The 25265-nt window shown below is 41.8% G+C and carries 24 protein-coding genes; 15 read left to right on the top strand and 9 right to left on the bottom strand.

All coding sequences use genetic code 11. The features are described 5' to 3' along the window. Window positions 1-2 precede the first annotated feature (2 nt). The 4 genes from B9T30_RS03960 (at window position 3) to B9T30_RS03945 (ending at window position 5118) form a co-directional block, all read left to right on the top strand. Window positions 3-911, top strand: a complete 909-nt coding sequence (locus tag B9T30_RS03960) for an acetaldehyde dehydrogenase (acetylating) (protein WP_086183872.1) — start codon at window positions 3-5, stop codon at window positions 909-911. A gap of 11 nt (window positions 912-922) precedes the next feature. Then, entirely contained in the window at window positions 923-1942 is a 1020-nt protein-coding gene (gene dmpG, locus B9T30_RS03955) for a 4-hydroxy-2-oxovalerate aldolase (protein ID WP_086183871.1), read from the top strand. Between the two features lie 796 nt (window positions 1943-2738). Then, the gene (locus tag B9T30_RS03950; RefSeq protein ID WP_086183870.1) at window positions 2739-3977 is read left to right on the top strand and encodes an OprD family outer membrane porin; all 1239 of its coding nucleotides are present in this window, start codon (window positions 2739-2741) and stop codon (window positions 3975-3977) included. A 283-nt stretch (window positions 3978-4260) separates the two neighbouring features. Continuing rightward, a complete protein-coding gene (locus B9T30_RS03945; protein WP_086183869.1) occupies window positions 4261-5118 on the top strand; it encodes an alpha/beta fold hydrolase in 858 nt (285 codons plus the stop codon). Between the two features lie 153 nt (window positions 5119-5271). Here B9T30_RS03945 and B9T30_RS03940 read toward each other — a convergent pair whose 3' ends face one another. Continuing rightward, window positions 5272-5949 carry a DUF1345 domain-containing protein gene (locus tag B9T30_RS03940; protein ID WP_086183868.1) on the bottom strand — a complete coding sequence of 226 codons (678 nt, stop codon included), beginning with the start codon at window positions 5947-5949 and terminating at the stop codon, window positions 5272-5274. A 276-nt stretch (window positions 5950-6225) separates the two neighbouring features. Next, window positions 6226-7125 (bottom strand): DNA-binding transcriptional regulator HcaR, encoded by a 900-nt coding sequence (gene hcaR, locus B9T30_RS03935; RefSeq protein ID WP_086183867.1) that lies wholly within the window; start codon window positions 7123-7125, stop codon window positions 6226-6228. Between the two features lie 282 nt (window positions 7126-7407). On the opposite strand from hcaR, the gene hcaE reads away from it, so the two are divergent. The 8 genes from hcaE to B9T30_RS03895 all read left to right on the top strand — a co-directional run bounded on the left by hcaE (window position 7408) and on the right by B9T30_RS03895 (window position 15129). Beyond that, window positions 7408-8775 (top strand): 3-phenylpropionate/cinnamic acid dioxygenase subunit alpha, encoded by a 1368-nt coding sequence (gene hcaE, locus B9T30_RS03930; RefSeq protein ID WP_086183866.1) that lies wholly within the window; start codon window positions 7408-7410, stop codon window positions 8773-8775. Then, window positions 8772-9290, top strand: a complete 519-nt coding sequence (gene hcaF / locus B9T30_RS03925) for a 3-phenylpropionate/cinnamic acid dioxygenase subunit beta (protein WP_086183865.1) — start codon at window positions 8772-8774, stop codon at window positions 9288-9290. Before hcaE ends, hcaF begins: the two co-directional genes overlap by 4 nt. After that, window positions 9290-9616 (top strand): 3-phenylpropionate/cinnamic acid dioxygenase ferredoxin subunit, encoded by a 327-nt coding sequence (gene hcaC / locus B9T30_RS03920; protein ID WP_067722172.1) that lies wholly within the window; start codon window positions 9290-9292, stop codon window positions 9614-9616. Before hcaF ends, hcaC begins: the two co-directional genes overlap by 1 nt. A gap of 2 nt (window positions 9617-9618) precedes the next feature. After that, the gene (gene hcaB / locus B9T30_RS03915; protein WP_086183864.1) at window positions 9619-10434 is read left to right on the top strand and encodes a 3-phenylpropionate-dihydrodiol/cinnamic acid-dihydrodiol dehydrogenase; all 816 of its coding nucleotides are present in this window, start codon (window positions 9619-9621) and stop codon (window positions 10432-10434) included. Between the two features lie 86 nt (window positions 10435-10520). Next, a complete protein-coding gene (locus B9T30_RS03910; RefSeq protein ID WP_086183863.1) occupies window positions 10521-11486 on the top strand; it encodes a 3-carboxyethylcatechol 2,3-dioxygenase in 966 nt (321 codons plus the stop codon). 12 nt (window positions 11487-11498) lie between these two features. Then, complete coding sequence (hcaD, locus tag B9T30_RS03905) at window positions 11499-12743, top strand: 3-phenylpropionate/cinnamic acid dioxygenase ferredoxin--NAD(+) reductase subunit (RefSeq protein WP_086183862.1); 1245 nt, start codon at window positions 11499-11501, stop codon at window positions 12741-12743. A 314-nt stretch (window positions 12744-13057) separates the two neighbouring features. Continuing rightward, on the top strand, window positions 13058-13996 hold the full coding sequence (locus tag B9T30_RS03900; protein WP_086183861.1) for a cation diffusion facilitator family transporter: 939 nt from the start codon (window positions 13058-13060) through the stop codon (window positions 13994-13996). Window positions 13997-14073: 77 nt separating this feature from the next. Continuing rightward, entirely contained in the window at window positions 14074-15129 is a 1056-nt protein-coding gene (locus tag B9T30_RS03895; protein WP_086183860.1) for an MBL fold metallo-hydrolase, read from the top strand. 5 nt (window positions 15130-15134) lie between these two features. Here B9T30_RS03895 and B9T30_RS03890 read toward each other — a convergent pair whose 3' ends face one another. Then, complete coding sequence (locus tag B9T30_RS03890) at window positions 15135-15533, bottom strand: DoxX-like family protein (RefSeq protein WP_086183859.1); 399 nt, start codon at window positions 15531-15533, stop codon at window positions 15135-15137. Next, window positions 15526-15969: a thiol-disulfide oxidoreductase DCC family protein gene (locus B9T30_RS03885; protein WP_086183858.1), complete on the bottom strand. Its 444-nt coding sequence runs from the start codon at window positions 15967-15969 to the stop codon at window positions 15526-15528. The genes B9T30_RS03890 and B9T30_RS03885 overlap by 8 nt, the downstream gene beginning before the upstream one ends. Before the next feature lie 308 nt (window positions 15970-16277). Here B9T30_RS03885 and katG point away from each other — a divergent pair, with 308 nt between their 5' ends. Next, window positions 16278-18467 (top strand): catalase/peroxidase HPI, encoded by a 2190-nt coding sequence (gene katG, locus B9T30_RS03880; RefSeq protein ID WP_086183857.1) that lies wholly within the window; start codon window positions 16278-16280, stop codon window positions 18465-18467. A gap of 61 nt (window positions 18468-18528) precedes the next feature. Here the strand turns inward: katG and B9T30_RS16640 are convergent, their stop codons facing one another. The 3 genes from B9T30_RS16640 to B9T30_RS03870 form a co-directional block, all read right to left on the bottom strand. After that, complete coding sequence (locus tag B9T30_RS16640) at window positions 18529-19056, bottom strand: hypothetical protein (protein WP_227518940.1); 528 nt, start codon at window positions 19054-19056, stop codon at window positions 18529-18531. 162 nt (window positions 19057-19218) lie between these two features. After that, complete coding sequence (locus B9T30_RS16635) at window positions 19219-19449, bottom strand: hypothetical protein (RefSeq protein WP_227518939.1); 231 nt, start codon at window positions 19447-19449, stop codon at window positions 19219-19221. Between the two features lie 54 nt (window positions 19450-19503). After that, window positions 19504-20136, bottom strand: coding sequence for a TetR/AcrR family transcriptional regulator (locus B9T30_RS03870; RefSeq protein ID WP_086183997.1), 633 nt, complete (start codon window positions 20134-20136; stop codon window positions 19504-19506). Window positions 20137-20214: 78 nt separating this feature from the next. Here B9T30_RS03870 and B9T30_RS03865 point away from each other — a divergent pair, with 78 nt between their 5' ends. Together B9T30_RS03865 and B9T30_RS03860 are read left to right on the top strand one after the other, a co-directional pair. Continuing rightward, window positions 20215-21867: an acyl-CoA dehydrogenase family protein gene (locus tag B9T30_RS03865; protein ID WP_086183856.1), complete on the top strand. Its 1653-nt coding sequence runs from the start codon at window positions 20215-20217 to the stop codon at window positions 21865-21867. A gap of 250 nt (window positions 21868-22117) precedes the next feature. Beyond that, the gene (locus tag B9T30_RS03860) at window positions 22118-22318 is read left to right on the top strand and encodes a hypothetical protein (RefSeq protein ID WP_086183855.1); all 201 of its coding nucleotides are present in this window, start codon (window positions 22118-22120) and stop codon (window positions 22316-22318) included. On the opposite strand, the gene ptsP is transcribed toward B9T30_RS03860, so the two are convergent. Continuing rightward, a complete protein-coding gene (ptsP, locus tag B9T30_RS03855) occupies window positions 22315-24612 on the bottom strand; it encodes a phosphoenolpyruvate--protein phosphotransferase (protein ID WP_086183854.1) in 2298 nt (765 codons plus the stop codon). The two genes, B9T30_RS03860 and ptsP, sit on opposite strands and share 4 nt — an antisense overlap. Window positions 24613-24700: 88 nt before the next feature. After that, the gene (locus B9T30_RS03850; RefSeq protein ID WP_086183853.1) at window positions 24701-25177 is read right to left on the bottom strand and encodes an RNA pyrophosphohydrolase; all 477 of its coding nucleotides are present in this window, start codon (window positions 25175-25177) and stop codon (window positions 24701-24703) included. Between the last annotated feature and the right edge of the window lie 88 nt (window positions 25178-25265).

Below are 25265 nucleotides of genomic sequence, written 5' to 3'. Positions count from 1 at the left end.
TCATGAAAAAGATTAAATGTGCATTGATTGGTCCGGGTAATATCGGCACAGATTTGCTTTACAAACTGCAACGTAGCGAATGGTTAGAACCTGTCTGGATGGTGGGAATTGACCCAACGTCTGAAGGCTTGGCACGTGCTGCGAGCATGGGTCTAAAAACTACAGCAGAAGGCGTTGATGGTTTATTGCCACATGTATTGGCAGACAACATTCAAATTGCATTTGATGCAACCTCTGCCTATGTGCATGCTGAAAACAGCCGCAAGTTAAATGAACTTGGCGTACAGATGATTGATTTAACACCGGCAGCGGTTGGACCATTTTGCGTACCACCAGTAAATCTTACCGCGTTGCTTGAACAAGGTGAATTGCCAAACGTCAACATGGTGACATGTGGTGGTCAAGCCACGATCCCGATGGTAGCTGCCGTTTCACGTGTTCAGCCTGTAAGCTATGGCGAAATCATTGCAACTGTATCGACTAAATCTGTGGGTCCGGGCACACGTAAAAATATTGATGAATTTACTCGTACCACTGCGGGTGCGATTGAGAAAGTTGGCGGTGCGAAAGCGGGTAAAGCAATCATCATTATCAATCCTGCTGAGCCACCACTCATGATGCGTGATACGGTTCATTGCCTCGTTGAAGGTGAACCAGATCAAGCGGCAATTACTGCATCAGTGCATGCCATGATTTCCGAGGTTCAAAAATATGTACCGGGTTATAAACTGGTCAATGGTCCAGTCTTTGATGACAACCGCGTTTCTATGTATTTAGAAGTTGAAGGTTTAGGCGATTACTTACCTAAATATGCTGGTAACCTCGACATTATGACAGCGGCAGCTGCACGCACTGCGGAAATGTTTGCAGAGCGTTTAATTGCACAACAAGCAACCACTGAAGCGGTATAAGGAGCAACCACATGTCTAAGATTATTGTTCATGATATGACTTTGCGTGATGGTATGCACCCACAGCGCCATCAAACAACTGTTGAGCAAATGATTGCAATTTCAACCGCCCTTGATGATGCAGGCGTACCTTTAATTGAAGTGACACACGGTGATGGCCTTGGTGGTTCATCGGTGAACTACGGTTTTGCTGCGGCAACAGATGAGGAATATTTGTCTGCGGTTGTGCCACGGATGAAGAATGCGAAAGTCTCTGCACTTCTTTTACCTGGGATTGGTACGGTTGACCATTTGAAAATGGCACATGAAATTGGTGTTTCAACCATTCGTGTGGCAACGCATTGTACAGAAGCGGACTGTTCCGAACAGCACATCACGGCTGCACGTCAGTTAGAGATGGATACAGTCGGTTTCTTAATGTTGGCTCATATGGCAACACCGGCTCAATTGCTTGAAGAAGCGAAAAAAATGGTGTCTTACGGTGCGAACTGTATTTATGTGACTGACTCTGCGGGTTATATGTTGCCACAAGATGTAACGGATCGTGTTGCTTGTTTGCGTGACAGTCTTGACCCGAGTATTGAACTGGGCTTCCATGGTCATCATAACTTAGGTATGGGTGTTGCCAATACTGTAGCTGCTGTTCAAGCGGGTGCGATACGGGTTGACTTGGCTTCTGCTGGTTTAGGTGCGGGTGCAGGCAATACCCCACTGGAGTTATTCATTGCCGTTGCGAATCGCATGGGAATGGATACAGGTGTTGATTTGTTTAAAGTTCAAGATGTTGCTGAAGATCTTGTGATTCCTATGATGTTGAACCCGATTCGTGCTGATCGTGATGCAGCAACTTTAGGTTATGCAGGCGTTTACTCATCATTCTTGTTATTTGCGAAACGTGCGGAAGCCAAATATGGTGTGTCTGCACGTGAAATCTTAATGGAATTGGGTCGCCGCGGTACAGTGGGTGGTCAAGAAGACATGATTGAAGATTTGGCATTGACCATGTCGAAAGCCAAAGCACTGCAAGCTTAGTCGTCGTACTGATTTTTCAGTTAGAAAAGCACCTTTTATAGGTAATGCCAGTCCGTTTAGAAATTGACTGGCATTTTATTTTTTAACTTCATGATGTTATTCGATACGCGGAAACGTCATCCGCAACTGTTCGAGGCAAGACTACTTTGGAAAAGTACAGTTTCTGCGATTTATTAATCAATAAAAGGTATTTGGCGAGTTTTGCGGATGACAATGCCTTTGATTACTTTGGGCTTATCCAAAGTAATAGATGAGCTCCAAGTATTTGATTTAAAAATATAAGACTCCGTCATGAACAACTAAAAACTAAGGACTTTATTTCTAAAACCCTTAACTGACTGGCATTACCTTTAATAGGTGCTTTTTATTAGGTGATATGAAGGGTGGGTGGTCATCTGCTTTTTTTAATGCAAAAAGTGTTTCATTGTTTAGAAAAATACAAAAAATTAATAGATAAAAAATATCATGCCATACGCCAGTGATATTAGTTTTCTCAAATATTTAGCGGGTGGAAAACCGCAGTTAAACTTAAAAGCGATCAGTTGTTTTGGTTTGGCGTAAATATCTTTGTTTTTTTATAAAAATAAGCCTGTGAACAATAGCTTATAGGACGTTGCATCAAATATCTGCAAAATATCTTATTGCTTTAAGTTCTAAACCAGCTTGGCATATAGATTCAGAAAGTCGTAAGCATGCGTTCAACGCATTAAAGCTTAATACTGTAGTCGGATTTCGCAACTCAGAATTGTTCAGCATGATGGTGTTATAGCTTAATTTGATCACTGGGAATTTAGCCATGCATCGTCAAACACTATGGATAGCAATCTGTGCTGCTGCGGCAACACTAGGTACAACTGCAACGAATGCAGAATTTATCGACGATAGCCAAGTCCAATTAAAATTTAAAAACTTCTATCTAGATCGTCAGTATGCCGATCTTCCACAAAATAACTGGGGCAGTTGGTCTCAAGCCATGACTTTAGATGCTAAGTCTGGTTATGCCGATTTAGGTGCTATAAAAGTGGGCGCTGACATCTTGGTTCAACATGCTGTACGTTTGAATGGTCGGGATAAAAATCCAGATTGGGTTTTACCGCATGACGGAAAAAAGCAAGCGCGTGATTTTGGTAAAGTAGGGGCAACTTTAAAAGCCAAAGTGTCGCAAACTGAATTGAAAGTCGGTGAAATTTTACCTGTTTCACCTGTCTTGGTTTTTGACCCATCGCGTCAGTTGCTGACCACATATAGCGGTGCATGGTTAGAATCGAAAGAAATCAAAGATACCAAGTTAACCTTGGCCTATATTGATGGTATTAACAACCGTTATGACAACCAATTCCGCGAATTAACGAAATTTGCACCGCCTGCCTATGATCATGGTGCAGAAGCGGATGGGATGTACATTGCCGGTATTGATCATCAATTTAATCAAAATATTGGTGCAAGCTATTGGTATGCCGATGTGCAAGATATTTACCAACAGCACTATGTCGGTGTGAATTACAAAACCACATTAGGTGCAAAGGCAAAATTAGACAGCCATATTCGTTATTTCGATAACTCAGAATCTGGTGATCAATTGTATGGAAATATTGATAATCAGGCGCTATCTGTAGGCGCTAAAATTAATCATGGCGCACATACCTTTGCTTTGGGCTATCAACAAATGTTTGGTCAAAATGCATTCCCAACCATTGGCGGTTGGGTGCCACAACCTTATTTAGTGAACTGGGGCGTAGCGACATTTACCAATGTGAATGAAAAATCATGGGGCTTTACTTATGCTTATGATTTCTCTGCATTGGGTGCAAAAGGCTTAAATGCTACAGCGGTTTATTTCACGGGTTCTGATGCCGATGTAGCGGGTAAACAAGCGCAAAAATCGGATGAAATTAATCTGATTGTGAATTACACCATTCCAGAGGGTAAGTTCAAAGGTTTAGGCGTTCAAGGGATGTATATTGATGCTGATTTTGACTGGAAAACGGACTTAAAAGAGTATCGTGTTGCGACAACCTATACCTATAAATTCTAATCATTTGATGGAAAAAGAGCGGCTGTTGATCAGTCGCTCTTTTTTTTGAGTTTCAGCATATTGAGCTTGAAATACTTAAGCTGAATTGTGGCGATGAATTTATTTTAAATATATTAAAAACAAATGCTTAAATTATCGTTTTTTTGTAGTTTATCATCGTTATTAAGTATCAGTTTGTGCTTGATGAACATGTAATATTAGGCTGTAAAATTGTCGAATTTATTATCATTCAGCGTGTCATTGAGTCAATCAAACACGTATCAATGCTGCATGAGGAGTATGTATGAGCACTGTCCAAATCCCTGAATATACAACAGATTCATTTTTTGGTTTAGAAGATAAGTGGATTGAAACTGCGGAAGGTGAGTTAACGCATTATCATGAAATGGGTGAAGGTACACCTATTCTTTTCTTGCATGGTTCGGGTACAGGCGTCTCTGCTGCGGCAAACTGGTGGTTGAACTTGCCACAAATTGCTGAACAAGCCCGTTGTATCGCAATCGACACCATTGGTTATGGTCAATCCGTTGTTGCGCCAAATACGGCTTATGGTATTCGTGCTTGGGTCGATCATGCCATTCGTACTTTAGATGCTTTAGGCATTGAAAAAACTTGGGTGGTGGGTAACTCATTGGGCGGTTGGTTAGCATTCCAAATGGTTTTGGATTATCCAGAGCGTGTTTTAGGGATCGTATCTATGGGTACGGGTGGTGCGAAACAAACAGCGGCACTAAAAGCCCATGCAAATCCCGTTTTAACAGAAGAAGGCATCAAGCAAACCCTGTCGATGTTTGTGGTGAACAAAGATTTGATTACGGATGAATTGGTTAAAGTCCGTTTTGATTCTGCCAAAAATGACTATGCATCGGATCGTTTAATGGACGTTGTTGGCGCGCGTGATCGTGACCGTTTTGAGTTCCCACTCGACTTTGACAAAATGAAAGACATTACTGTTCCAGTTTTACTGATTCATGGTGTACAAGACGTGGTGATTCCGGTGTCTCGTTCATGGGATATCTTAAACATTGTTCCACATGCAGATGCACATATTTTCAGTCAATGTGGGCATTGGTCTCAAGTTGAAAAAGCGGAAGAATTTAATACCGTGATTAAAGATTATTTAACGGCGCGTGGCGTGTAATCTGCTTTAATTCAGTGATAAAAAGAGGGTGGCTTTTGCCATCCTTTTTTATTTTGTGAAATTTGTATAGATCAGCGATTTGTACAACTCCTTTTGTTGAGCAGACAACATGTCCTGATGCGAGCGATTTGGGGTAAGCAGATGAATTTGGCTTTAAGCCATAATAAAACTGGCTGCGACATTAATACTGATGGCCAAAATAGTGGTGTTAAATCCATATGCCAAAATCAGGTGTAAAGTGTTCAATACACGCATCGATTGGCTGGTCACCGAGACATCCGCCGTTTGAGCCGACGTGCCAATCACATAACTAAAATATAAAAAGTCGGGATAGGTCGGTTGCGGCGATTTGGGGAAATCTAAGCCACCCTCTTGATGTTTTTCCAATGCCAAATAAAAGTCATGTGCATAATGAATTGCAAAGATGGTATGCATAAAGAACCAAGCCGAAATAATGGTCAGAATAGATAAAATTAAGTGCCCTGTTCGAATGGCGGGGTCTGCGGGTAAATGATTAATTTCAATAATAATGGCAATAAAGCACATAATTAAGGTCATGATCACCAGCAGTAAAATGATCCATTTACTGGCATCTTGTTGTAGTGCGCGCTGTAAGATATGGGCATGATCTGTGTGCCATAATTTTTTTATGGTTAAGAATAAATAGTGATAAATTGAAATATTCCAACTGATTAAAAGACAGCTCGACCAATGCCACGGGGTCAGCCATTGTAAAAAATAATACAGCACTGCGATGGATGGAAAGATGATAAAAAAATAAGGATGGTATTGAACGCCTATTTTGATTCGATGCAATGAGTGTATTTTCATAATGCTCTCTAGATCTATGTCTATTTTTATCAATACCGCAGTGTGTTTATTAGACTTAAGTTGTAATTTTTTGATTATGAGATATTTTTATGGATGAGCGAAGAAAAAGTTATGCGTTATTTCCCATAGAAACAGACTTTATCATCAATAAATAGTCTAAGACTTAAGTCTTCGCGGTACAAAATCAATAGAAAAATAGGCAAAAAAAGACACCATTATTTATCAAAAAAATAATAGTGTGCTCAATTTAAAAAAGAAAGTGGGGAAATGGTTTGTTTAATCACGATTGATATTGAGATAAAACACGTGGGTGAGTAATTCAACAAATTTATGAACGGCGACTGAACTACTGTTTTTGTGGTAACTGACATACAAGTCCAAATACGGCAGTTCAATATCTAAGGCACGAATGACTGTGTTTTTCATGGTCAATGGTGCAACGTAGCCGGGTAAGATGGTGCAACCTAAGCCCATGCCAATCGAGTTGATATTAAACAAGATATTATCGGCTTTTTGTACAATATTAAATTCAATACCATTGCTTTTGGCAAACTCTAGAATGGTATTATGTAGCGTCAAAGACTGTTCCGCAGCAGGAATAATAAAATCAACACCATGCAATGCTTTCACTGGAATTCGTTCATATTTTGCTAAAGGATGATTTTCCGGCAAAATAAAAATCAGCGGTTCTCGAAGTACAAATAAGCTTTCGATTTCATCACTGTTTAAATTCTGACGGGTAAAAGTGACATCCAGATCGCCTTTCTTTAACAGCTTCATTTGCTCAGTATTATTGAGACTGAGTAATTCAATTTTTAAATCTGAATTTTGTACCCGTAAATTGGGTAATACATAAGGAAAGATTTTCATCTCGGCTACGGGCACAAAACCAATCCGCAACATTTGCTGTTTGGCTTGTAAGACTTGGCGTGCCATAGCAATGGCTTTGTCTGCTTGAGCCAATGTAAGGCGAGCTTGTTCTAGAAATACGGCACCTTCTTCCGTCAGTTCAACTTTACGCTTGGTGCGATATAATAGCTTTACACCGACATCTTCTTCGAGGTCTTTAATTTGCTGACTTAAAGAGGGTTGGGCGGTATAAAGCTTTAACGCAGCTTTACTAAAATTCAGTTCTTCTGCAACGGTGATAAAATATCTTAGGTGTCGTAATTCCATATAACTAGTCCAATGAGTAATCCAAAAAATGTCTTACTATAATTTGGGGTGAGTATAATCTATAAACAACTATGCCGTGAAGATGATTCTGCTATTTAGAAAATAAATGGTTTTTAGTTTTTCATGACCATTTCAATATAAGAAAAAAACGCTACGAATAATCCATAAAATATCTTAATTGAAACAAAAAAAATATTTCACTAAACGCTGTGAAAAAACCATCATCCACTAAAAGTTGAGTCTATTTACTTTGTGACTGAGTACGTCACAGGAGAGCTTTTCATGAGTGGAAAAATTGATGTGCGCGAAATTGACGCTTTGGTCGATGCACAAAATGGACGTATCTCGCCATATATTTATACCGATCCAGATTTATATGAATTAGAGCTTGAACGCGTTTTTGGTCGTACTTGGTTATTCCTTTGTCATGAAAGCCAAATTCCTAAAGCGGGCGACTTTTTCAATACCTATATGGGTGAAGACCCGATTATTGTGGCACGTCAAAAAGACGGCTCAATCAAAGCATTTTTAAACCAATGCCGTCACCGCTCTATGCGTGTGAGCTTTGCAGACTGTGGCAATACACGTGCATTTACTTGCCCATACCACGGCTGGTCTTACGGTGTTGATGGTTCACTCAAAGACATTCCATTAGAAGATCGTGCATTCCCACAAGGTGCATGCAAAGAGAAATGGGGGCTGGTTGAAGTGAATCGTGTTGAGTCTTACAAAGGCTTAATCTTTGGCTGCTGGGATGAAACCACACCTGATTTAATCGAATATATGGGCGACATTGCTTGGTATCTTGATGGTGTCGTTGATCGTCGTCCGGGCGGGACTGAGATCATTGGTGGTGTGCATAAGTGGGAAATTGAATGTAACTGGAAATTTGCAGCGGAACAGTTTGCATCTGACCAATATCATGCCTTGTTCTCTCATGCATCAGCCATCCAAGTGTTGGGTGCAAAACCAGATGATGAGTCTTCTAAAAAATTAGGTGCTGCACAAACAGCGCGTCCAGTATGGGAAACGGCGAAAGATGCGATCCAGTACGGTTCACGTGGCCATGGTTCAGGTTTCTTCTTTACTGAAAAGCCCGATGCAAACGTCTGGGTGGATGGTGAAGTGGCGAACTACTTCCGTGAAACTTATGACGAAGTAAAAGAACGTTTGGGTGAAACGCGTGCATTGCGTCTTGCGGGTCACAACAACATGTTCCCCACCATGTCATGGTTAAATGGTACGGCAACACTTCGCGTATGGCACCCACGTGGGCCAAATAAAACGGAAGTCTGGGCATTCTGTATTGCCGATGCTGAAGCATCGCAAGAAGTGAAAGAAGCGTTTGAGCGTTCTGCAACACGTGCCTTTGGCCCTGCTGGTTTCTTGGAGCAAGATGACTCTGAAAACTGGATTGAGATTCAAAAAGTATTACGCGGTTATAAAGCGCGGAATAACAAGCTGATTATGGAAATGGGCTTGGGTAACGAGAAGAAACGTGAAGATGGTATCCCCGGGATTACCAACTACATTTTCTCTGAAACTGCGGCACGTAGTTTATACCGCCGTTGGGCAGATCTATTGATTCATGAAACATGGGAAGATGTCGAAAAAGCCGCTGAGCAATATGAGAAGGAGCTAATGAAATGAGTCAGATCAGTTTAGAACTTCATCATCAAATTAGTCAGTTCCTCTATCGTGAAGGCAAAGCGCTGGACGATTGGAAATTCCGTGATTGGCTGGATCTATTGGCAGAAGATATTTCTTATACGCTGCGCACGACGCCAAATGCACAAACCCGTGACCGCCGCCGTTCAGTTGAACCGCCAACCACGTGGGTATTTAACGATAGCAAAGATCTTTTAGAGCGTCGTGTTGCACGTCTTGAAACGGGCATGGCGTGGGCTGAAGAGCCGCCATCACGTACTACACATATGGTGTCGAACGTGATTGTAGAGCCGACAGAAGTGGACGGTGAATACGATGTGTACGTCACGTACTTGTTGTACCGTACCCAAAAAGAGAAAGACGTCACCATCTACTGCGGTAAGCGTCACGACAAATTACGTCAAGTTGAAGGTGGCCTCGGCTTCCAAATCTTCAACCGTAAAATTACCTTAGATCAAGTGACCTATAACTCACATAACCTGAGTGTGTTCTTCTAATGAATAAGATTTTTGTTTGCCAAGTTGATGAATTAGACGAAGGCGAAGCGCTAAAAGTAGATTGCGGCGTAAACGGTATTGAAGCACTGGCAGTGTTCAACAATGGCGGAGAATTCTTCGCTATGAATGACCGTTGTTCACATGGTAATGCATCGATGTCTGAAGGTTATCTGGAAGATGACGGTACAGTTGAATGCCCATTGCATTCAGCACGTTTTTGCTTAAAAACAGGTGAGGCATTGTGCCTACCAGCAACTGATCCAATCAAAACCTTCCCTGTGATTGTTGAAGATGGTCAATTGTTCGTAGAGATGGCAGGAGAGTAATCATGGGGTGGCTACAAGGTGAAGTTGCACTCATTACCGGTGGTGGTTCAGGCTTAGGCTGGGCTTTGGTTGAGCGTTTCTTGCAAGAGGGCGCACAGGTTGCGGTTCTTCAGCGTTCACAAGCTAAAGTGGATGCTTTGCAAGAACACTTTGGTGACCGTATTCTTGCAATTGCGGGTGATGTGGCCAACTATGCAGACAATGTCCGTGCTGTTCAAGCGACTGTAGAGCGTTTTGGTAAGCTGGATTGCTTCGTTGGTAATGCGGGTATTTGGGATCATTACGCAGATATCGTCAATACCTCTGGCGAGCAGTTGGAAACAGCCTTTGATGAAATCATGGGCATTAATACCAAATCACTCATTTTGGGTGCCAAAGCTGCGCTGGACGAATTAGTGAAATCTGAAGGTTCAATCATCTTCACCTTGTCTAACTCTGCGCTGTATTCCGCTGGTGGTGGTCCAATCTATACCGCATCTAAACATGCTGGTGTGGGCATCATGAAAGAATTGGCCTATGAGCTTGCACCAAAAGTACGCGTCAATGCGGTTGCACCATCAGGTATGAACGTCAATATCAAAGGCGCTGCATCATTGGGTCAGGAAAACTTGGGTCTACTTGATGCACGTGATCCTGAGAAAATTGGCCGCGGCATGCCATTGGGCTTCTTACCTGAACCTGAAGATATGACTGGTTCTTATGTACTGCTTGCTTCACGTGCCAATAACCGTACGCTGACTGGTGTTTTAATTAATGCTGATTGTGGTCTGGGAATTCGTGGTTTACGTCAGCCACGTGCAGGTTTTTTTGAAGACTAAGTCTTAAATCTTCAGCAAACCTTATTCTGAAAAATTCAGAACCACACTCTGGCAGCCATTTGGCTGCCTTCGTTTAGGAGCGACTTATGCCCGTTAAACTGATTTGTGCGTCACATAGTCCACTCATGGAATTTGCTTCGCCACAGCGTGTAGAACAGGAAACCAATGTTCGTGCTGCATTTGAAAAAATGGCGGCTGAAGTTAAAGCCTTTGATCCAACTTTAATTATTACTTTCGGCCCCGACCATTTTAACGGTTTTTTTTATGACCTCATGCCAAGTTTCTGCGTCGGTATTCGCGCCACAGCCGCAGGCGATTGGAATTATGGTGCAGAGAACAACAAGATTAATGTGCCAGAAGAAACAGCCCTTAATTTAGTGCGTCGTGTCTTGGATGAAGGGGTCGATGTTGCCTATTCTTACCGCATGCAGGCCGACCATGGTGTGACTCAACCTTTGCATTTCCTATGCGATGGTCAATTGGATCGTTATCCAACCATTCCAATTTTTATTAATGGTGCAGCAGCACCAATGCCAACCACTAAACGCACGGTGGCTTTAGGTCGTGCCATTGGTCAGTTCATCAAATCACTGAACCTTGAAAATGAACGGGTGCTGATTTTAGGCACAGGGGGATTGTCACATGATCCGCCTACACCGCAAATGGGTTCAGTTCCGCCTGAAGTAGAAGAATTTCTAATTGCAGGGCGCAATCCATCTACTGAAGCACGTCATGCACGTCAAGCCAAAATTATTGCAGTCGGTCAAAAGCTTGCAGCAGGGGATACTTCTGTTGCCGTGCCTTTAAATGCTGAATGGGATATTGCCTTACTTGAAACTTTCAAGAATGGCGATTTCGCAGCGATTGAGGCGATGACTGAAGCCGAAATTCGTCGCGATGGTGGTCGTGGTGGTCAAGAGGTTCGTTCATGGATTGCCGCATTTGCTGCATTGTCTGAATTGGGCGAATACCACATGACCACGCAAGTCTATGAAGCAATTAGTGAATGGATTGCTGGCTTTGGCATTGTATCGGCAGAATTGAAAAACTAAGGAATGACGGACATGAGCCAAACGAATATTGCAAGCATCGTTATTGTCGGTGCTGGTCAAGCTGGCGCAAGCGCTATTTTAGAACTTCGTGCCAATAAGTATGCAGGTAAAATCATTTTGGTCGGTGACGAAACACATTTGCCTTATGAGCGTCCACCATTGTCTAAAGATGTGATCCTCAACCCTTCCGATACCAAAATTGAAATCTTGTCAGAGCAAAAACTAGTAGATCTCAATGTTGAGGTAATCCGCGGCAATGGCGTGGTGAAAATCAATAGCGATGCGCACAGTATTGAGCTTAAAAATGGTGAGGTTATTGCTTACGATAAACTATTGCTTGCCACAGGTGGTGCTGCACGTCGTTTGCCAAACTTTGACGCTTTGGGTAAACATGTTTATACCTTGCGAAATCTGGAAGACTCACAAGCCTTAGTCCCTGTACTGCAAGCAGGTCGCCGTATTATCTTGATTGGTGGTGGGGTGATTGGTTTGGAACTTGCTTCATCTGCACGTTTTAAAGATTGTGTTGTGACGGTCATTGAAATGAGTCCAATGGTGATGGGGCGTTCATCACCACGCATTTTGAGTGAATTTTTATTGGCTCAACAACGTCTTGCGGGTGTCGATGTTCGTCTTGGAACCCAAATTGCAGATTGCCGACTGGAACAAAATCAGGATGGCGAAGACGTGGTGATCACGCTTGAAAATGGTGAAGAACTGCGTGCTGATGCTGTGGTTTACGGTATTGGGATTGTACCCAATGCACAATTGGCAACAGATGCAGGCTTGACCGTTGATTGTGCAATTTTAGTGAATGAAAACTGCCAAACTTCAAATGCTGATATTTATGCCGCAGGTGATGTTGCCACTCAATTACGTGACTGTGGTCATCACCGTCGTGTTGAAACTTGGGAAAATGCCAACCTGCAAGCAGGGATTTTTGCACGTCATGTGATGGGTGCGGAACATCCCAAAGCCAATCCAGCATGGTTCTGGACTGATCAACTGGAGATTAATTATCAATTTGTCGGTGATATGAATGCGGCTGAATGGCATATCCGTGGTGAAATGGATGCCTCGAAAGGTGCAGACAATTCATTTGTGATGTACGGTGTGACTGACGGTCAAATCGTTGCCGCTATTACGGTGAATGCTGCGAAAGAAATGCGCCATTTGAAAAAAATGATCAGTAAAAACAGTACATTTGACATGGAAAAACATTTGGACATTGCACAAGACTTACGCAAAATTGCTTAAAGTTTGTAATGCTATCTTTGAACAGACCTGTGTTTAGCACAGGTCTGTTTTTTTATGCGTGTTTAATGTTGCCTTGATCGTTAATTGCACGTTTGTTGGCTGTGCTATTCGATATACGCTATTTTGAAAATAACAGATTGAGCATGTTTTGACTGCATTAAGCTGACGTATCAATTTCTCATTTTCACTGATGGGCATGCGCTTTTAAAAACAACAAAAAGATAAACCAGATGAGCCATGCTTTCGTTACTATAAAGAGCTGGGGACAATCATGCTCGCTGTATTGGATAACAATAAATTCAGGACAACTTTAAATGTCTGACTCAAATAAAATGGTGGTGTATGCGGCTTTACTGGGTAATTTAGCCATAGCCTTGGTCAAGTTTATCGCGGCCTATATCACCAATAGTTCAGCCATGCTGAGTGAAGCAATTCATTCCGTCGTGGATACGCTAAATGAAATTTTACTGCTCTACGGCATCAAAAAATCGCAGCAGCCTGCCAATGTGAAGCATCCATTTGGTTATGGGCGTGAACTGTATTTTTGGGCCTTTATTGTTTCCCTAATGGTTTTTGCATTGGGTGCCATTGTGTCGATTTATCAGGGCATACAACATGTGCGGCACCCTGAGGAAATGCTTAATCCGAGTTTGAATTATATTGTTTTAGCGATTGCGATTTTATGTGAAGGAGCATCATGGCTGGTGGCGTTAAAAGCGTTTCGTCAGGTCAAAGGTCAGCAAGGTTATTTTGAAGCTTTCCGTCGCAGTAAAGATCCAACCACTTTTACGGTATTATTTGAAGACACCGCGGCTTTATGTGGTCTATTTATTGCGTTGATCGGGATTTATTTGGCGCATCAGTTAAATATTCCTGAGTTGGATGGTGTTGCCTCGATATTGATTGGTATTGTGTTGGCTGTTTCTGCTATTTTATTGGCGCGGGAAACCAAAGGTTTATTGCTGGGTGAAACTGCAGATCCAGAATTACGCAATAACATTTTACTGATTGCGCAAGAAGACAGTGCAGTCTTGTCTGCGAATGGTGTTTTGACTGAACAGATGGGTGCACATCAAGTGCTTGCCTCTTTAAGTTTAGAGTTTGAAGACCATTTGCAATCGGATGAAATTGAAGCATGCGTCAACAGAATTGAAGCGAAAATTAAACAGATTCATCCTGAAATTGTGGCATTGTTTATTAAACCACAAACGAAAAAAGTGTGGTTGGAACGTATGAAAGGACGTTTGGAATAAAAAACGTGATATACATGAGGGAACATTCAAAATATCGGATTTTGAATGTTTAAGTCACACTAAGAAATTGAATGTACATGAAGCAAAAGCCCGAAAAATTACACTTTCAACTGCCTACACAAGAATGTTGGTCACATAGTTGGCGTCAGCCTGCATTGCAATTTATGCATTCGAGCCAGCATGATGGTCAACGATTTTGCAATGTTTTACCTCGTCCACAAGGGCGTGGACGTGCAGACCTATTAAAATGGTTATTAAAACGCAAGTCATCGACATGGAATATCGATGTTGCCAAAGAATATGCAGAATTTCATGCCACTAAACGGGCAATGCCGCAAGACCGTCCACAGGCCAGCATTGATGATTGGCAAGTCTGGTTTATTGGACATGCGACAGTACTTTTACAAATTGGTCCGTATAACTTATTAACCGACCCTGTATGGTGTGAGCATGTTGGGCCGAAGCAAGGCAAAGGGCCAAAACGGGTCATGCCTGCGGGCATTGCTTTACAGGAATTACCGACCATTCATGCGGTATTACTGAGTCATAATCATTATGACCATATGGATTTAGCCAGCTTACAGTGGTTGCATCATCAATTTGCCATGCCGATTTATACTGGCTTAGGCAACTCATGGTATTTGCCAAAAAGTTTTCATGTCTTGGAAATGGACTGGTGGCAATCGGCTTTATTACATGATTTAAAAATTGTTTATACGCCTGCGCAGCATGGTTCGGGACGCGGCATACGTGACCAAAATCGTGCACTGTGGGGTGGTTTTTCTATTTTAGCAGGTAAAGATCATTGCTTCTTTGCAGGGGATACGGGTTACTCGCCACATTTCAAAGAGATCCAAAGTCGTTTAGGCGCACCACGTGTTTCACTTTTGCCAATTGGTGCGTATGAGCCACGTGAGTTGATGCGTTATATGCATATGAATCCACAAGATGCGTTTCAAGCGCATCAAGATTTACACTCGAAATGTTCACTGGCGATTCATTACCGAACCTTTCAATTGACTGATGAAAGTCGTGAACAACCTGAGTTAGATTTAAAAGTGGCGATGAAAAATACGTCTAAATTGATGACCCCTTTTTACTGCGTGCGAGAAGGGCGACGTTTGGTGGTTTGATGCTTTTAAAGCTGACTGTTTCTGAGCTTTAAAAGTTGAATGGCAACGATTGACAGAACCATCATGGCAATATTCATGACCATAGGATTAAATGCTGTAGTGAGTTGTAACGGATCTGTGATCATGATCAGGAGTAATAATCCAGTTAAGCCCAAAATGTTGAGCTGATGGATCAAGCCTGTTCTTTGCCAAATGAGAAAAGTACAGCCAAACATGATTTCAACCAGACCTGATAGGGCAACACATATTTTTGCCATATCAAGTTCAAATCCCATCGCTTGCCAAATATTAATTTCAGCATTGGATTGAAATAAAATTTTCGGTATCACGCCTTGATAGATCCAGAGCACAGCCAGTGTCATCTGAATGAGTTGAAGTGGTTTTTCCAAGCATTGTTTATACATCACGAAGCGCATGTTCCAAAAAGTGCTGTTTATTATCGGCAGATGGCAGCAAGCAATCATTGGTTTGACCAAAGAGTTGATAACGATTGAGTGCTACACAGCGGTAGAGAAAATCTCGGATTGGGCGAGGGACCATATAGCCTGCATTCATCAGCGAAAAAGGCAGCCCCAAATGCTGCATGACTTTAAGTAAAGCTGTCGATTCGGTATACAGCTGTCCATTTAGAATGACGACCATGGTGGTATAGTCAGTGGTGGACATCCCATAATGTTTTAAAATTTCTTCTCCCAAAGCCGATTGAGCGGAAGCAAGTGTGAATTTTGAGTATTGATCATTTTTGATCAAAAATTTTGCCCAACCATTACAAATCACACAAATGGCATCAAACAAAATAATGTCATGTTTTTGAATGATTGCGGTAATGCGATGTGCCATGACTGGATTTATTCTGAGTGGCTATGTCATAACTATAGCAAATTTATTTTCGATAAAAAATAGCGTCAAAAAATGCAAGCATGATTGTTTTTTAAATGTTGCGAAAACAGAGCCTTAAAACTTTTAATTCAGCTTTTTAAAATTGAATATTTTTAATTTTTTTGCATCTCTTAAATAGGCTTTTTCGATTGTTTCTATTCGTAAAATCCACTTTTGATTGTGAGCTAAAACAGCTATGTTGGTAGGGTAAATAATTTTATACACGGTTCTTCACAATAATCAATTGAACGTAGCTTTGGAGTTCAAAAATGACAAATGATACGCAAGCTGCATCGGGTTGTCCTTTCCATAAGGAAGGTGCAAATACCAATATAGCCAGCTCAAATACGGCTTGGTGGCCAAATGCTTTAAATCTCGATATTCTCTCTCAACATGATCAAAAAACCAATCCAATGGACCCAGACTTTGACTATGTCAAAGCTTTTAATTCATTGGATTTGGAAGCAGTAAAACAAGATCTTCGCACGTTAATTAATACCAGCCAAGACTGGTGGCCAGCCGATTATGGCAGTTATATTGGGATGTTTGTGCGTACGGCTTGGCACTTAGCAGGTTCATACCGTAAGCAAGATGGCCGTGGCGGCGCCAATACGGGTAACCAACGCTTTGCTCCTTTAAACAGTTGGCCAGATAACGTCAATACCGATAAAGGCCGTCGCTTACTTTGGCCGATTAAACGTAAATACGGCAACAAACTTTCTTGGGGCGATTTGATTGTCCTTGCGGGTACAGTCGCATATGAAGAAGCAGGTCTGAAAACCTATGGTTTTGGTGGCGGTCGTTTAGACATTTGGCATCCAGAAAAAGACATTTATTGGGGTTCTGAAAATAAATGGCTAGATGCAACCAAAAACCGTTATGAAGATGACCAAGACCGTAAATCATTAGAAAATCCATTAGCCGCGGTGCAAATGGGCTTAATTTACGTCAATCCTGAAGGTGTCGATGGTCATCCCGATCCATTAAAAACAGCTCAAGATATGCGTACCACGTTTGACCGTATGGCGATGAATGATGAAGAAACAGTCGCATTAACAGCGGGCGGTCACACGGTGGGTAAAGCACACGGTAATGGGAAAGCCGAATTGCTAGGTAAAGACGTTGAAGGCGCAGATGTCGAATTCCAAGGTCTGGGTTGGCATAACCCTGAAGGCACAGGGAATGCAGGCAATACCATGGTCAGCGGTTTGGAAGGGGCTTGGACCACGCATCCAACCGAATGGGACAATGAATTCTTCTACTTATTGTTTACCTATGACTGGCAGCTGACAAAAAGCCCAGCAGGTGCAAATCAATGGGAACCTGTGAACATTAAAGAAGAAGATAAACCCGTTGATGCACACAATCCGAATATACGCCGTAACCCCATGATGACTGATGCCGATATGGCGCTGAAAGTTGATCCTGAATACCGCAAAATCGCAGAGCGTTTCTACCAAGACCCAGCCTACTTTGCAGAAGTATTTGCACGTGCATGGTTTAAATTGACGCACCGTGACTTAGGGCCGAAATCACGTTATTTAGGTGCAGATGTTCCTGCGGAAGATTTAATTTGGCAAGATCCAATACCTAGTGTGGATTACATTTTATCTGAAGCAGAAATTGATGATCTGAAAGTCAAACTGTTGAATAGCGGTTTAAGCGCTGCTGAATTGATTAATACCGCTTGGGATAGTGCACGTACTTTCCGTAGTTCAGACTTCCGTGGTGGTGCGAATGGCGCACGTATTCGCTTAGCACCACAAAAAGACTGGCAAGCGAATGAGCCTGCTCGTTTAGCAAAAGTCTTGGCAAAATTGGAAGAAATTCAATTGGGTCTTGCGAAGAAAGTCAGCATTGCCGACCTCATCGTGTTAGGGGGGAGCGCAGCCGTTGAAAAAGCAGCGCAAGCTGCGGGTGTGAATGTAAAAGTTCCCTTTACCTCAGGCCGTGGTGATGCGACTCAAGAAAAAACGGATGTGTATTCATTTGAAGATCTTGAACCCGTCAGTGATGGTTATCGTAACTTCCAGAAAGCTGAGTTTGCAGCACAACCTGAAGAACTGCTGTTAGATCATACCCAATTGTTGGGTTTGACTGCGCCTGAAATGACCGTGCTGGTTGGTGGTTTGCGGGTGTTGGGTACAAACTATGGCGGTATTCAGGAGGGCGTGTTGACCAATCGTGAAGGTGTATTGAGCAATGACTTCTTTGTAAACCTGACAGACATGGCAAATACATGGACGCCAGTCGGTAAAAACCGTTATGAAATTCGTGATCGTGCCACAGGTGTGACTAAGTGGACAGCGACACGTGTTGACTTAGTCTTCGGTTCAAATTCAATTCTTCGTGCATATGCAGAAGTGTATGCGCAAGATGACAACAAAGAGAAGTTTGTTCACGATTTTATTGCCGCATGGAACAAAGTGATGAATGCAGACCGTTTTGATGTGAAGTAGTTTTCACTGAAATAAAAAACCGCTCGAAAGAGCGGTTTTTTATTTTGCTTAGTAACGATTATTATCTAAGAATTTGATCAATCGACATATCCCAACTTTGATCATGGATAATTCGTCGAAGAGCTAAACCGCCATTAATTATTTCGATTTTAGTTTTCTTTGAAAGCTCAGTCCAGTTTGAAAAATTGAAAACATAGGTCGCATTATTTGGACTATCGGATTCTAATACTGAAATTCCTTTGTCTATAAAACTATATATAACATAGCCTTTATAGCCACCAATACCGATAGCGATTTCTTGGTGATTATACGAAGCAATTTTATTCAAACGTTTCTCAATTATAGGCTTGACCGTTTTTCGGAGTTTAGGTGAGATAGTTGTTTTAATTTTTTCTCTTAACTCTTCTTTCGTGTAAGTTCCTGAAGGTAAAATTAACCAATTTACGACTTTAAATTTTGGAGGTAGTTGAACAAAACCATCTTGTGCAGGTATTTGTACTTCTAATTCAGCACCAAATAATTCTAAAGCTAGATTTAATTTGTGGAGGTATAAAGAGTGATCTTCATTACTATCACATTCAATTAGCAAAAATTTTTCATTTTGGATTTCTATACATTTAATATGAACCTCTTGCGGTTGAATGATGTCACGTGGAAAACGCTCATATGTTCTCCAAGTACTATCTTCTACTTCAACTCTGTCCCGTCCATGAAGCTCATAACGGGTATAGTAATATTCTCGGCTTATAGTTTATTTGAGTTTATCTCTTCGAATTACTTCTTTCCCATCAGCATTGACTCTTGAAAACCTACCAACTCTATTTGGTAAAAAAGAATCCCCATTATCCCATGTGCTTCTATCTGAGATTTTTTCAATTTGAACGGATGAAAGTTGAGTTATTTGGATGCCTAGTAAAAATTGACCCTTTAGATGGGCTAAGATGTCAGGGATTTTTCGAAAAGATTTCTGCTTAAATTTCATATGTTTCTCTTAAAAAATATTAATCAGACTTATATCTGTTCGATTATTTTTTATTCAAGAAGTTTGTACGCATTTTTTAATCAAATTTATGTTCTGGATTATATCTCTTTCTAATTTTTCCCACTCCCCAAACTCTGGCTCGACCAATAAAGTCTGCGACACAAATCCATAACACACGCGTTGCACATTTAAACTCATTTGCTGGAGTTGCACTTTATCATCAACATAAGGCTCAAGGATGTTGTGCCACATTTGCACCATCATGGCATAACTCTTTTGATAACTTTCAATGTTTGAAACCTGTCGTTCGAGTAAAAAAGTCTGTGCCCATAAAAACTGCTGAGCTTGAATTTGCTCAAGCTGAAAGTGAATAATCTGCTGTAAATAGTCCTCAAAACTTAATTTTGTGGATAAATCTATCAGGCTTTGTGCATAACTTTTTAGCATTTCCGCATTACTTTTCACATGCTGATGAATGGTCAATGCAACCAAATCTTCCTTTTTAGAAAAATATTCATAAAACGTCCCTAAACCGACACCCGCTACATCGGTAATTTCCCGAATGGTAATTTTATGCGCATGGCGCTCATGCAAAAGCTGAACAAAACTTTCTTGTAAGGCTTCTTGTGTCAACTTAGCTCTGGATTGGCGGGGTTTACGGCGGACTTGAACCTTCGGATTCTTCATTGCATAAGCTGAACATGTAACTGTGAAATTTTCTTTATACTGATATGAAAATGGAATAAGAACAAGAGTGAAGTTTGTATGATCAATGCATGGATGAGCCATCAAATTAGCAACCAGTTTGATGAACTGGAAAATTACAACCTATTTGAAACCGATACGGTTTTACAAGAAATTTTGTTGCGTTACGGCAGTCAAGATCAAACAACTTTGGCTGAATTTGGGCAGCAGGTGGGTTCAAGTGAATATTACCAATATGCGGATTTAGCCAATAAACATACCCCCATTTTACATGCCTTTGATGCGCGAGGACGCCGTAAAGACTTTATCGAATTTCATCCTGCTTGGCATAAATGGATGGCATTAAATCGGCAGTTTGATACCCATGCTCATCCGTTTAATCATCCCAATTCATCTTCAAAATGGGTCGAGTGGGCAGCCCGTTTTTATTTGGCAGGGCAGGTCGAATGCGGCAACTTGTGCCCAAACTCGATGACTTTGGGCAGTATTCCGCTGATTCAGCGAGAACCTGAACTGTGGGCAAAAATAGGCGATCAATTACTTTCGACTGAATACGATGAACGTGATGTGCCAATCAGCCAGAAAAAATCGATTTGGCTCGGTATGGGCATGACCGAAAAGCAGGGCGGTTCTGATGTTCGGGCCAATGAAACCCTTGCTGTGCCAGTCGCAGAGTCAGGACGTGGCAAAGCTTATTTACTCACAGGGCATAAATGGTTTTTCTCTGCACCGATGTCGGATGCCCATTTGGTGGTGGCTAAAACGGAACAAGATGGCTTGGCCTGTTTCTATGTGCCACGTTGGTTGGATGATGGAATGAAGAACAATATTTATATTCAACGTCTTAAAGATAAAGTCGGGAATCGAAGCAACTCCAGTTCTGAAGTTGAATTTCAGGATGCTTGGGGCATCATGATTGGAGAAGCAGGACGCGGCATTCCGACCATCATTGAAATGGCAAATTACACCCGTTTGACTTGCTCTGTGGGCAGTACTGCAATGCTGCGGCAAGCTTTAGTACAATGTATTGCTTATACCCGTCAGCGCAAAGCTTTTGGTAAACATTTAGCGCAACAGCCTTTGATGCAAGCGGTACTGGCCGATTTAGCCTTAGAAACCGAAGCCGCCATGCAATTAAGTTTCTATTTGGCGCAGTGTTATGAGTCCGATGATGAGGTTTCTCAAGCATGGAAACGTGTGATGACACCAGCCGCTAAATTTTGGATTTGTAAACGTACCGTGGAACTCAGTGGTGAGGCGATGGAGATTTTTGGCGGCAATGGCTATGTCGACAATGGCATCATGGCGCGTATTTTTAAAGAAGCGCCAGTCAATACCATTTGGGAAGGTTCAGGCAATGTTATGTGTCTTGATGTACTGCGTGCGATTGGGCGTGATCCTGAATCGCTAGAAGTCTTGTTTAAAAATCTAGCTTCGACAGCCATGCAGGATGAAACATTGAAAGATGAATTGCAGTCGCTGTTTAAATTGCTCCAGCAATCACCTGAGGACTTACAGTTTATGGCGCGAAGCTTGGTCAGTCGTTTAGTGATTTTGGCTCAGGCGGTGCTATTAAAAAAATATGCACCAGATTTTGTATCCACTGCTTTTATTCAGTCGCGTTATAGTGGCTTTCATGGGCGTGTGGTGGGCATGTTAAATCCTCAGCATGTAGATGTAGAACGCTTGCTGGCGAGGGCTTTTGCCGCTTGAATATAGTCATCTCTGTAGATTTCCTCTCCCACAGAGAGGAATTCGGGAGCTTTTTAAATGAGTAAAATATATCACGTCTTTCTCTTGCGGAGTCGGGGTGTTTTTCTATTCAAAACAGATGAAGAAAAGGCTTAAAACGAGCCATCCATCGGTATAATTTGCTTGTAAAATGTACAAGAAAGCGTATCATCACTTTGCCACATCTCATGTGGCAAAGTACCAGAACATCTTAGCCAAATAGGTGAATGAAATGGCGAAACAAAAGAAAAAGCTAGAAATTGTGATTCACAACTTTGTAGCAAAACACATGCATGAAGTCAATCAAAGCCAAGTGTTTACAGACCGAAAGAAAAATGCAAAACGTGGCTATAGCAAGCACAAAAAAGGGAGATATTCGAATGATTATCTCCCTTTTTCTTTCTGTGCTGTTTTCGGATTTAACGTGGCTTAAGCACTGACAATACGTGTTGCAGATTTCACCATATCACCCAAACCATGCGTCTTAAAATAATATTCCATCCAACTTTTCACGATTAATGGGTTATCCATTTTTAATACATGTTCGAGTTGAACCAGTGCATCTGTCATCGGGACATGGCAAATCGCTTTGCGTACCCGTAAAATATTACTGGAACTCATTGAAAGGGTATTAAATCCCATTGCCATCAATAAGATTGCAGCCAAAGGATCTCCTGCCATTTCACCACAAATACTGATGGGTTTATCGTACTTATGACATTCTTTGACCAAACGGGTTAAAGCACGCAGCACCGCTGGGTGAAAGTGTGAATACACATTGGCGACACGAGGATTGTTACGGTCAACTGCCAGCAAATATTGGGTTAAGTCGTTCGAACCAACCGAGAAAAAATCAACCAATTCAGAAAATTCTTCAATTTGTAATAATACACTCGGGACTTCGACCATGATCCCTATTTTCGGTTTGGTGATTTTGACTTGTTCTTCTTCTTGAACCGCCATCCAATCACGCTCAAGCAAATACAAGGCTTCTTCAACTTCGCTGACACTGGTGACCATCGGCAACAAGATATGCAAGTTATTTAAGCCAATACTGGCTTTGAGCATGGCACGAATTTGCGATGAGAAAATTTCAGGATGATCCAGTGTAAATCGAATCCCACGCCAGCCTAAAGCGGAATTATCTTCTTCAATCGAAAAATAGGGCAGATCTTTATCTGCACCAATATCAAGGGTGCGCATTACCACAGGTTTATTGGCAAAGTGGCTGAGCTGTTGACGATAAATGGCGCGTTGTTCTTCTTCACCAGGGAAACGATCACGCAGCATAAAGGGAATTTCAGAGCGATATAAACCGACGCCTTTAGCCCCCCGTTGTACGCCACGTACCACATCAATCATCAGACCCGTATTGACGTATAATTTGACGGTAACGCCATCGGGGGTAATGGAATCCTTGGTTTCATATTGCTTTAAATCTTTGGCAATTTGTTCTTCTTCTTTTTGAATTTCTTTATAGCGGGTACGCAAGCGACGTGGTGGATTAATAAAGATCCGACCTTGATGTGCATCGACAATCATCTCGACATCATCAAGCGTATTGATGGGCAGTTCCGTTACACCGACCACGGTTGGAATACCGAGTGCACGTGCCACAATCACCATATGTGAATTCATGGCACCTTCAGTGGTGACAATCGCGGCAATTTTATCGACAGGTAATTCAACCAAAGCGGCAGTGGAAATTTCCTCACCAATCAAAATACTTTCATCGGTCAGTTCGCGGTGACTGGCATCCGCTTCTTGTAAGAACGCTAAAATACGACGACCCAAATCTTTCAGATCTGAGACACGTTCACGCAAATAGTCATCTTCCATTTGTGCAAATAGCGCAATATGGGTGTCAATCACAATACGAACAGCACCTTGTGCCCAATTGCCGTCGCGAATTTCAGCTTTAATTTCAGCAGGTAGCGCATTTGCATCAAGCATGCGTAAGAACACACTAAACAATGCACGTTCTTCTGCCATTAAGGCATCTTGCATTTTGTCATCAAGCGATTGAATTTCTTGACGCACGGAATCAATAGCATGATCGAGCAGCTCAAGCTCTTCACTAATGTCATCGGCTTCACGGTCAGGAACTGAGGCTAAATCGGCAGGTGGATATAAAATGACAGCACGACCCAAAGCAATCCCGCCAGAACCTGAAATCCCTTGGAAGGTTTTATACGCAGGTAGGCTGTTGGGTTTACGGAATACATCAATATTGCCGACGGCATGTGCATGTGCAATTACACCCGAAAGCTGTGCGCATAAGGTCACGAGAAAAGATTCGGCTGCTTCACTAAAGTCATGCGGTTCTTTATTTTGAACAACTAAAACACCCATCACCTTACGGCGATACATGACGGGAACACCGAGAAAAGAGTTATAAATCTCTTCACCTGTTTCAGGCAGATATAAAAAGCGTTCATGTTTAGGCGCATTGTCTAAATTGACAATTTCTTCACGCTGTCCCACCAACCCGACTAAGCCTTCACCCGTATGCAGTGAAACGTGTCCGACAGCTTCAGGGTTTAAACCTTTAGAAGCCATCAGTAAATAGCGTTGATTACGTTCATCGAGTAGGTAAATGGAGCAAACATCGACATGCATGGCTTCGGCCACTTGGTTGACCATAATGTCGAGTGATTCATGCAAACTGGTGGACGCATTGATTTCTTGTACAATACGTCTTAAGGTGTCCAGCTGCATATTCGACATAAAATCTGCTCCAAAAAAAAGTTTAAATCTATTTTATTTATAACAATATGTTGCTAAAAAATCTGCATTTCCATACGATTTTTTATGTTTATATTGATGGCAACTGATCACACAGTTCCACCATCGCTTTTCGGTATACATCGCGTTTAAAATTCACGACTTGTCCTAATGGATACCAATAACTTACCCATTGCCATTGGTCAAACTCTGGTGGGTCAGACAAATTCAGCTGAATGTTCTTGGCTGAAGCTGTCAGTTTAAGTAAAAACCACTTTTGTTTTTGCCCAATACACACGGGGTCTGAATCCGAGCGTATATACCGTTGAGGCAAACGATACCGTAGCCAACCTTTTGTTTGCGCTACAATTTGAACATGTTCGGGCAAGAGGCCAATTTCTTCTCTCAGTTCACGATAAAGTGCCTGTTCAGGGGTTTCTCCATACTGGATCCCTCCTTGTGGAAATTGCCAAGCATTGTGTCCAATGCGTTTTGCCCATAAAACTTGTCCAATGTCGTTTGCCAAAATGATCCCGACATTCGGTCGGAAACCTTCTGAGTCGATCATTTGGCTACCTAAATCTGCTTTTAATGTGTGGCTTTAGTTTCGGGGATTGTTATTTCTACATCCATCTCGAAAAAAAGCACAGCTTAAA

Origin of the sequence: Acinetobacter sp. ANC 4973 (genome assembly GCF_002135275.1) — a bacterium.
GTDB classification, from domain to species: Bacteria; Pseudomonadota; Gammaproteobacteria; order Pseudomonadales; family Moraxellaceae; genus Acinetobacter; species Acinetobacter kyonggiensis.
The sequence above is the reverse complement of the archived record's forward strand: the minus strand, read 5'-3'. Positions and strand labels throughout refer to the sequence as shown.

What these genes read in the sequence shown, in the direction of transcription:
- B9T30_RS03960 (WP_086183872.1), top strand. Translation starts at nt 3, where the DNA reads ATGAAAAAGATTAAATGTGCATTGATTGGTCCGGGTAATATCGGCACA.
- dmpG (WP_086183871.1), top strand. Translation starts at nt 923, where the DNA reads ATGTCTAAGATTATTGTTCATGATATGACTTTGCGTGATGGTATGCAC.
- B9T30_RS03950 (WP_086183870.1), top strand. Translation starts at nt 2,739, where the DNA reads ATGCATCGTCAAACACTATGGATAGCAATCTGTGCTGCTGCGGCAACA.
- B9T30_RS03945 (WP_086183869.1), top strand. Translation starts at nt 4,261, where the DNA reads ATGAGCACTGTCCAAATCCCTGAATATACAACAGATTCATTTTTTGGT.
- B9T30_RS03940 (WP_086183868.1), bottom strand. Translation starts at nt 5,949, where the DNA reads ATGAAAATACACTCATTGCATCGAATCAAAATAGGCGTTCAATACCAT.
- hcaR (WP_086183867.1), bottom strand. Translation starts at nt 7,125, where the DNA reads ATGGAATTACGACACCTAAGATATTTTATCACCGTTGCAGAAGAACTG.
- hcaE (WP_086183866.1), top strand. Translation starts at nt 7,408, where the DNA reads ATGAGTGGAAAAATTGATGTGCGCGAAATTGACGCTTTGGTCGATGCA.
- hcaF (WP_086183865.1), top strand. Translation starts at nt 8,772, where the DNA reads ATGAGTCAGATCAGTTTAGAACTTCATCATCAAATTAGTCAGTTCCTC.
- hcaC (WP_067722172.1), top strand. Translation starts at nt 9,290, where the DNA reads ATGAATAAGATTTTTGTTTGCCAAGTTGATGAATTAGACGAAGGCGAA.
- hcaB (WP_086183864.1), top strand. Translation starts at nt 9,619, where the DNA reads ATGGGGTGGCTACAAGGTGAAGTTGCACTCATTACCGGTGGTGGTTCA.
- B9T30_RS03910 (WP_086183863.1), top strand. Translation starts at nt 10,521, where the DNA reads ATGCCCGTTAAACTGATTTGTGCGTCACATAGTCCACTCATGGAATTT.
- hcaD (WP_086183862.1), top strand. Translation starts at nt 11,499, where the DNA reads ATGAGCCAAACGAATATTGCAAGCATCGTTATTGTCGGTGCTGGTCAA.
- B9T30_RS03900 (WP_086183861.1), top strand. Translation starts at nt 13,058, where the DNA reads ATGTCTGACTCAAATAAAATGGTGGTGTATGCGGCTTTACTGGGTAAT.
- B9T30_RS03895 (WP_086183860.1), top strand. Translation starts at nt 14,074, where the DNA reads ATGAAGCAAAAGCCCGAAAAATTACACTTTCAACTGCCTACACAAGAA.
- B9T30_RS03890 (WP_086183859.1), bottom strand. Translation starts at nt 15,533, where the DNA reads ATGTATAAACAATGCTTGGAAAAACCACTTCAACTCATTCAGATGACA.
- B9T30_RS03885 (WP_086183858.1), bottom strand. Translation starts at nt 15,969, where the DNA reads ATGGCACATCGCATTACCGCAATCATTCAAAAACATGACATTATTTTG.
- katG (WP_086183857.1), top strand. Translation starts at nt 16,278, where the DNA reads ATGACAAATGATACGCAAGCTGCATCGGGTTGTCCTTTCCATAAGGAA.
- B9T30_RS16635 (WP_227518939.1), bottom strand. Translation starts at nt 19,449, where the DNA reads ATGAAATTTAAGCAGAAATCTTTTCGAAAAATCCCTGACATCTTAGCC.
- B9T30_RS03870 (WP_086183997.1), bottom strand. Translation starts at nt 20,136, where the DNA reads ATGAAGAATCCGAAGGTTCAAGTCCGCCGTAAACCCCGCCAATCCAGA.
- B9T30_RS03865 (WP_086183856.1), top strand. Translation starts at nt 20,215, where the DNA reads ATGATCAATGCATGGATGAGCCATCAAATTAGCAACCAGTTTGATGAA.
- B9T30_RS03860 (WP_086183855.1), top strand. Translation starts at nt 22,118, where the DNA reads ATGGCGAAACAAAAGAAAAAGCTAGAAATTGTGATTCACAACTTTGTA.
- ptsP (WP_086183854.1), bottom strand. Translation starts at nt 24,612, where the DNA reads ATGTCGAATATGCAGCTGGACACCTTAAGACGTATTGTACAAGAAATC.
- B9T30_RS03850 (WP_086183853.1), bottom strand. Translation starts at nt 25,177, where the DNA reads ATGATCGACTCAGAAGGTTTCCGACCGAATGTCGGGATCATTTTGGCA.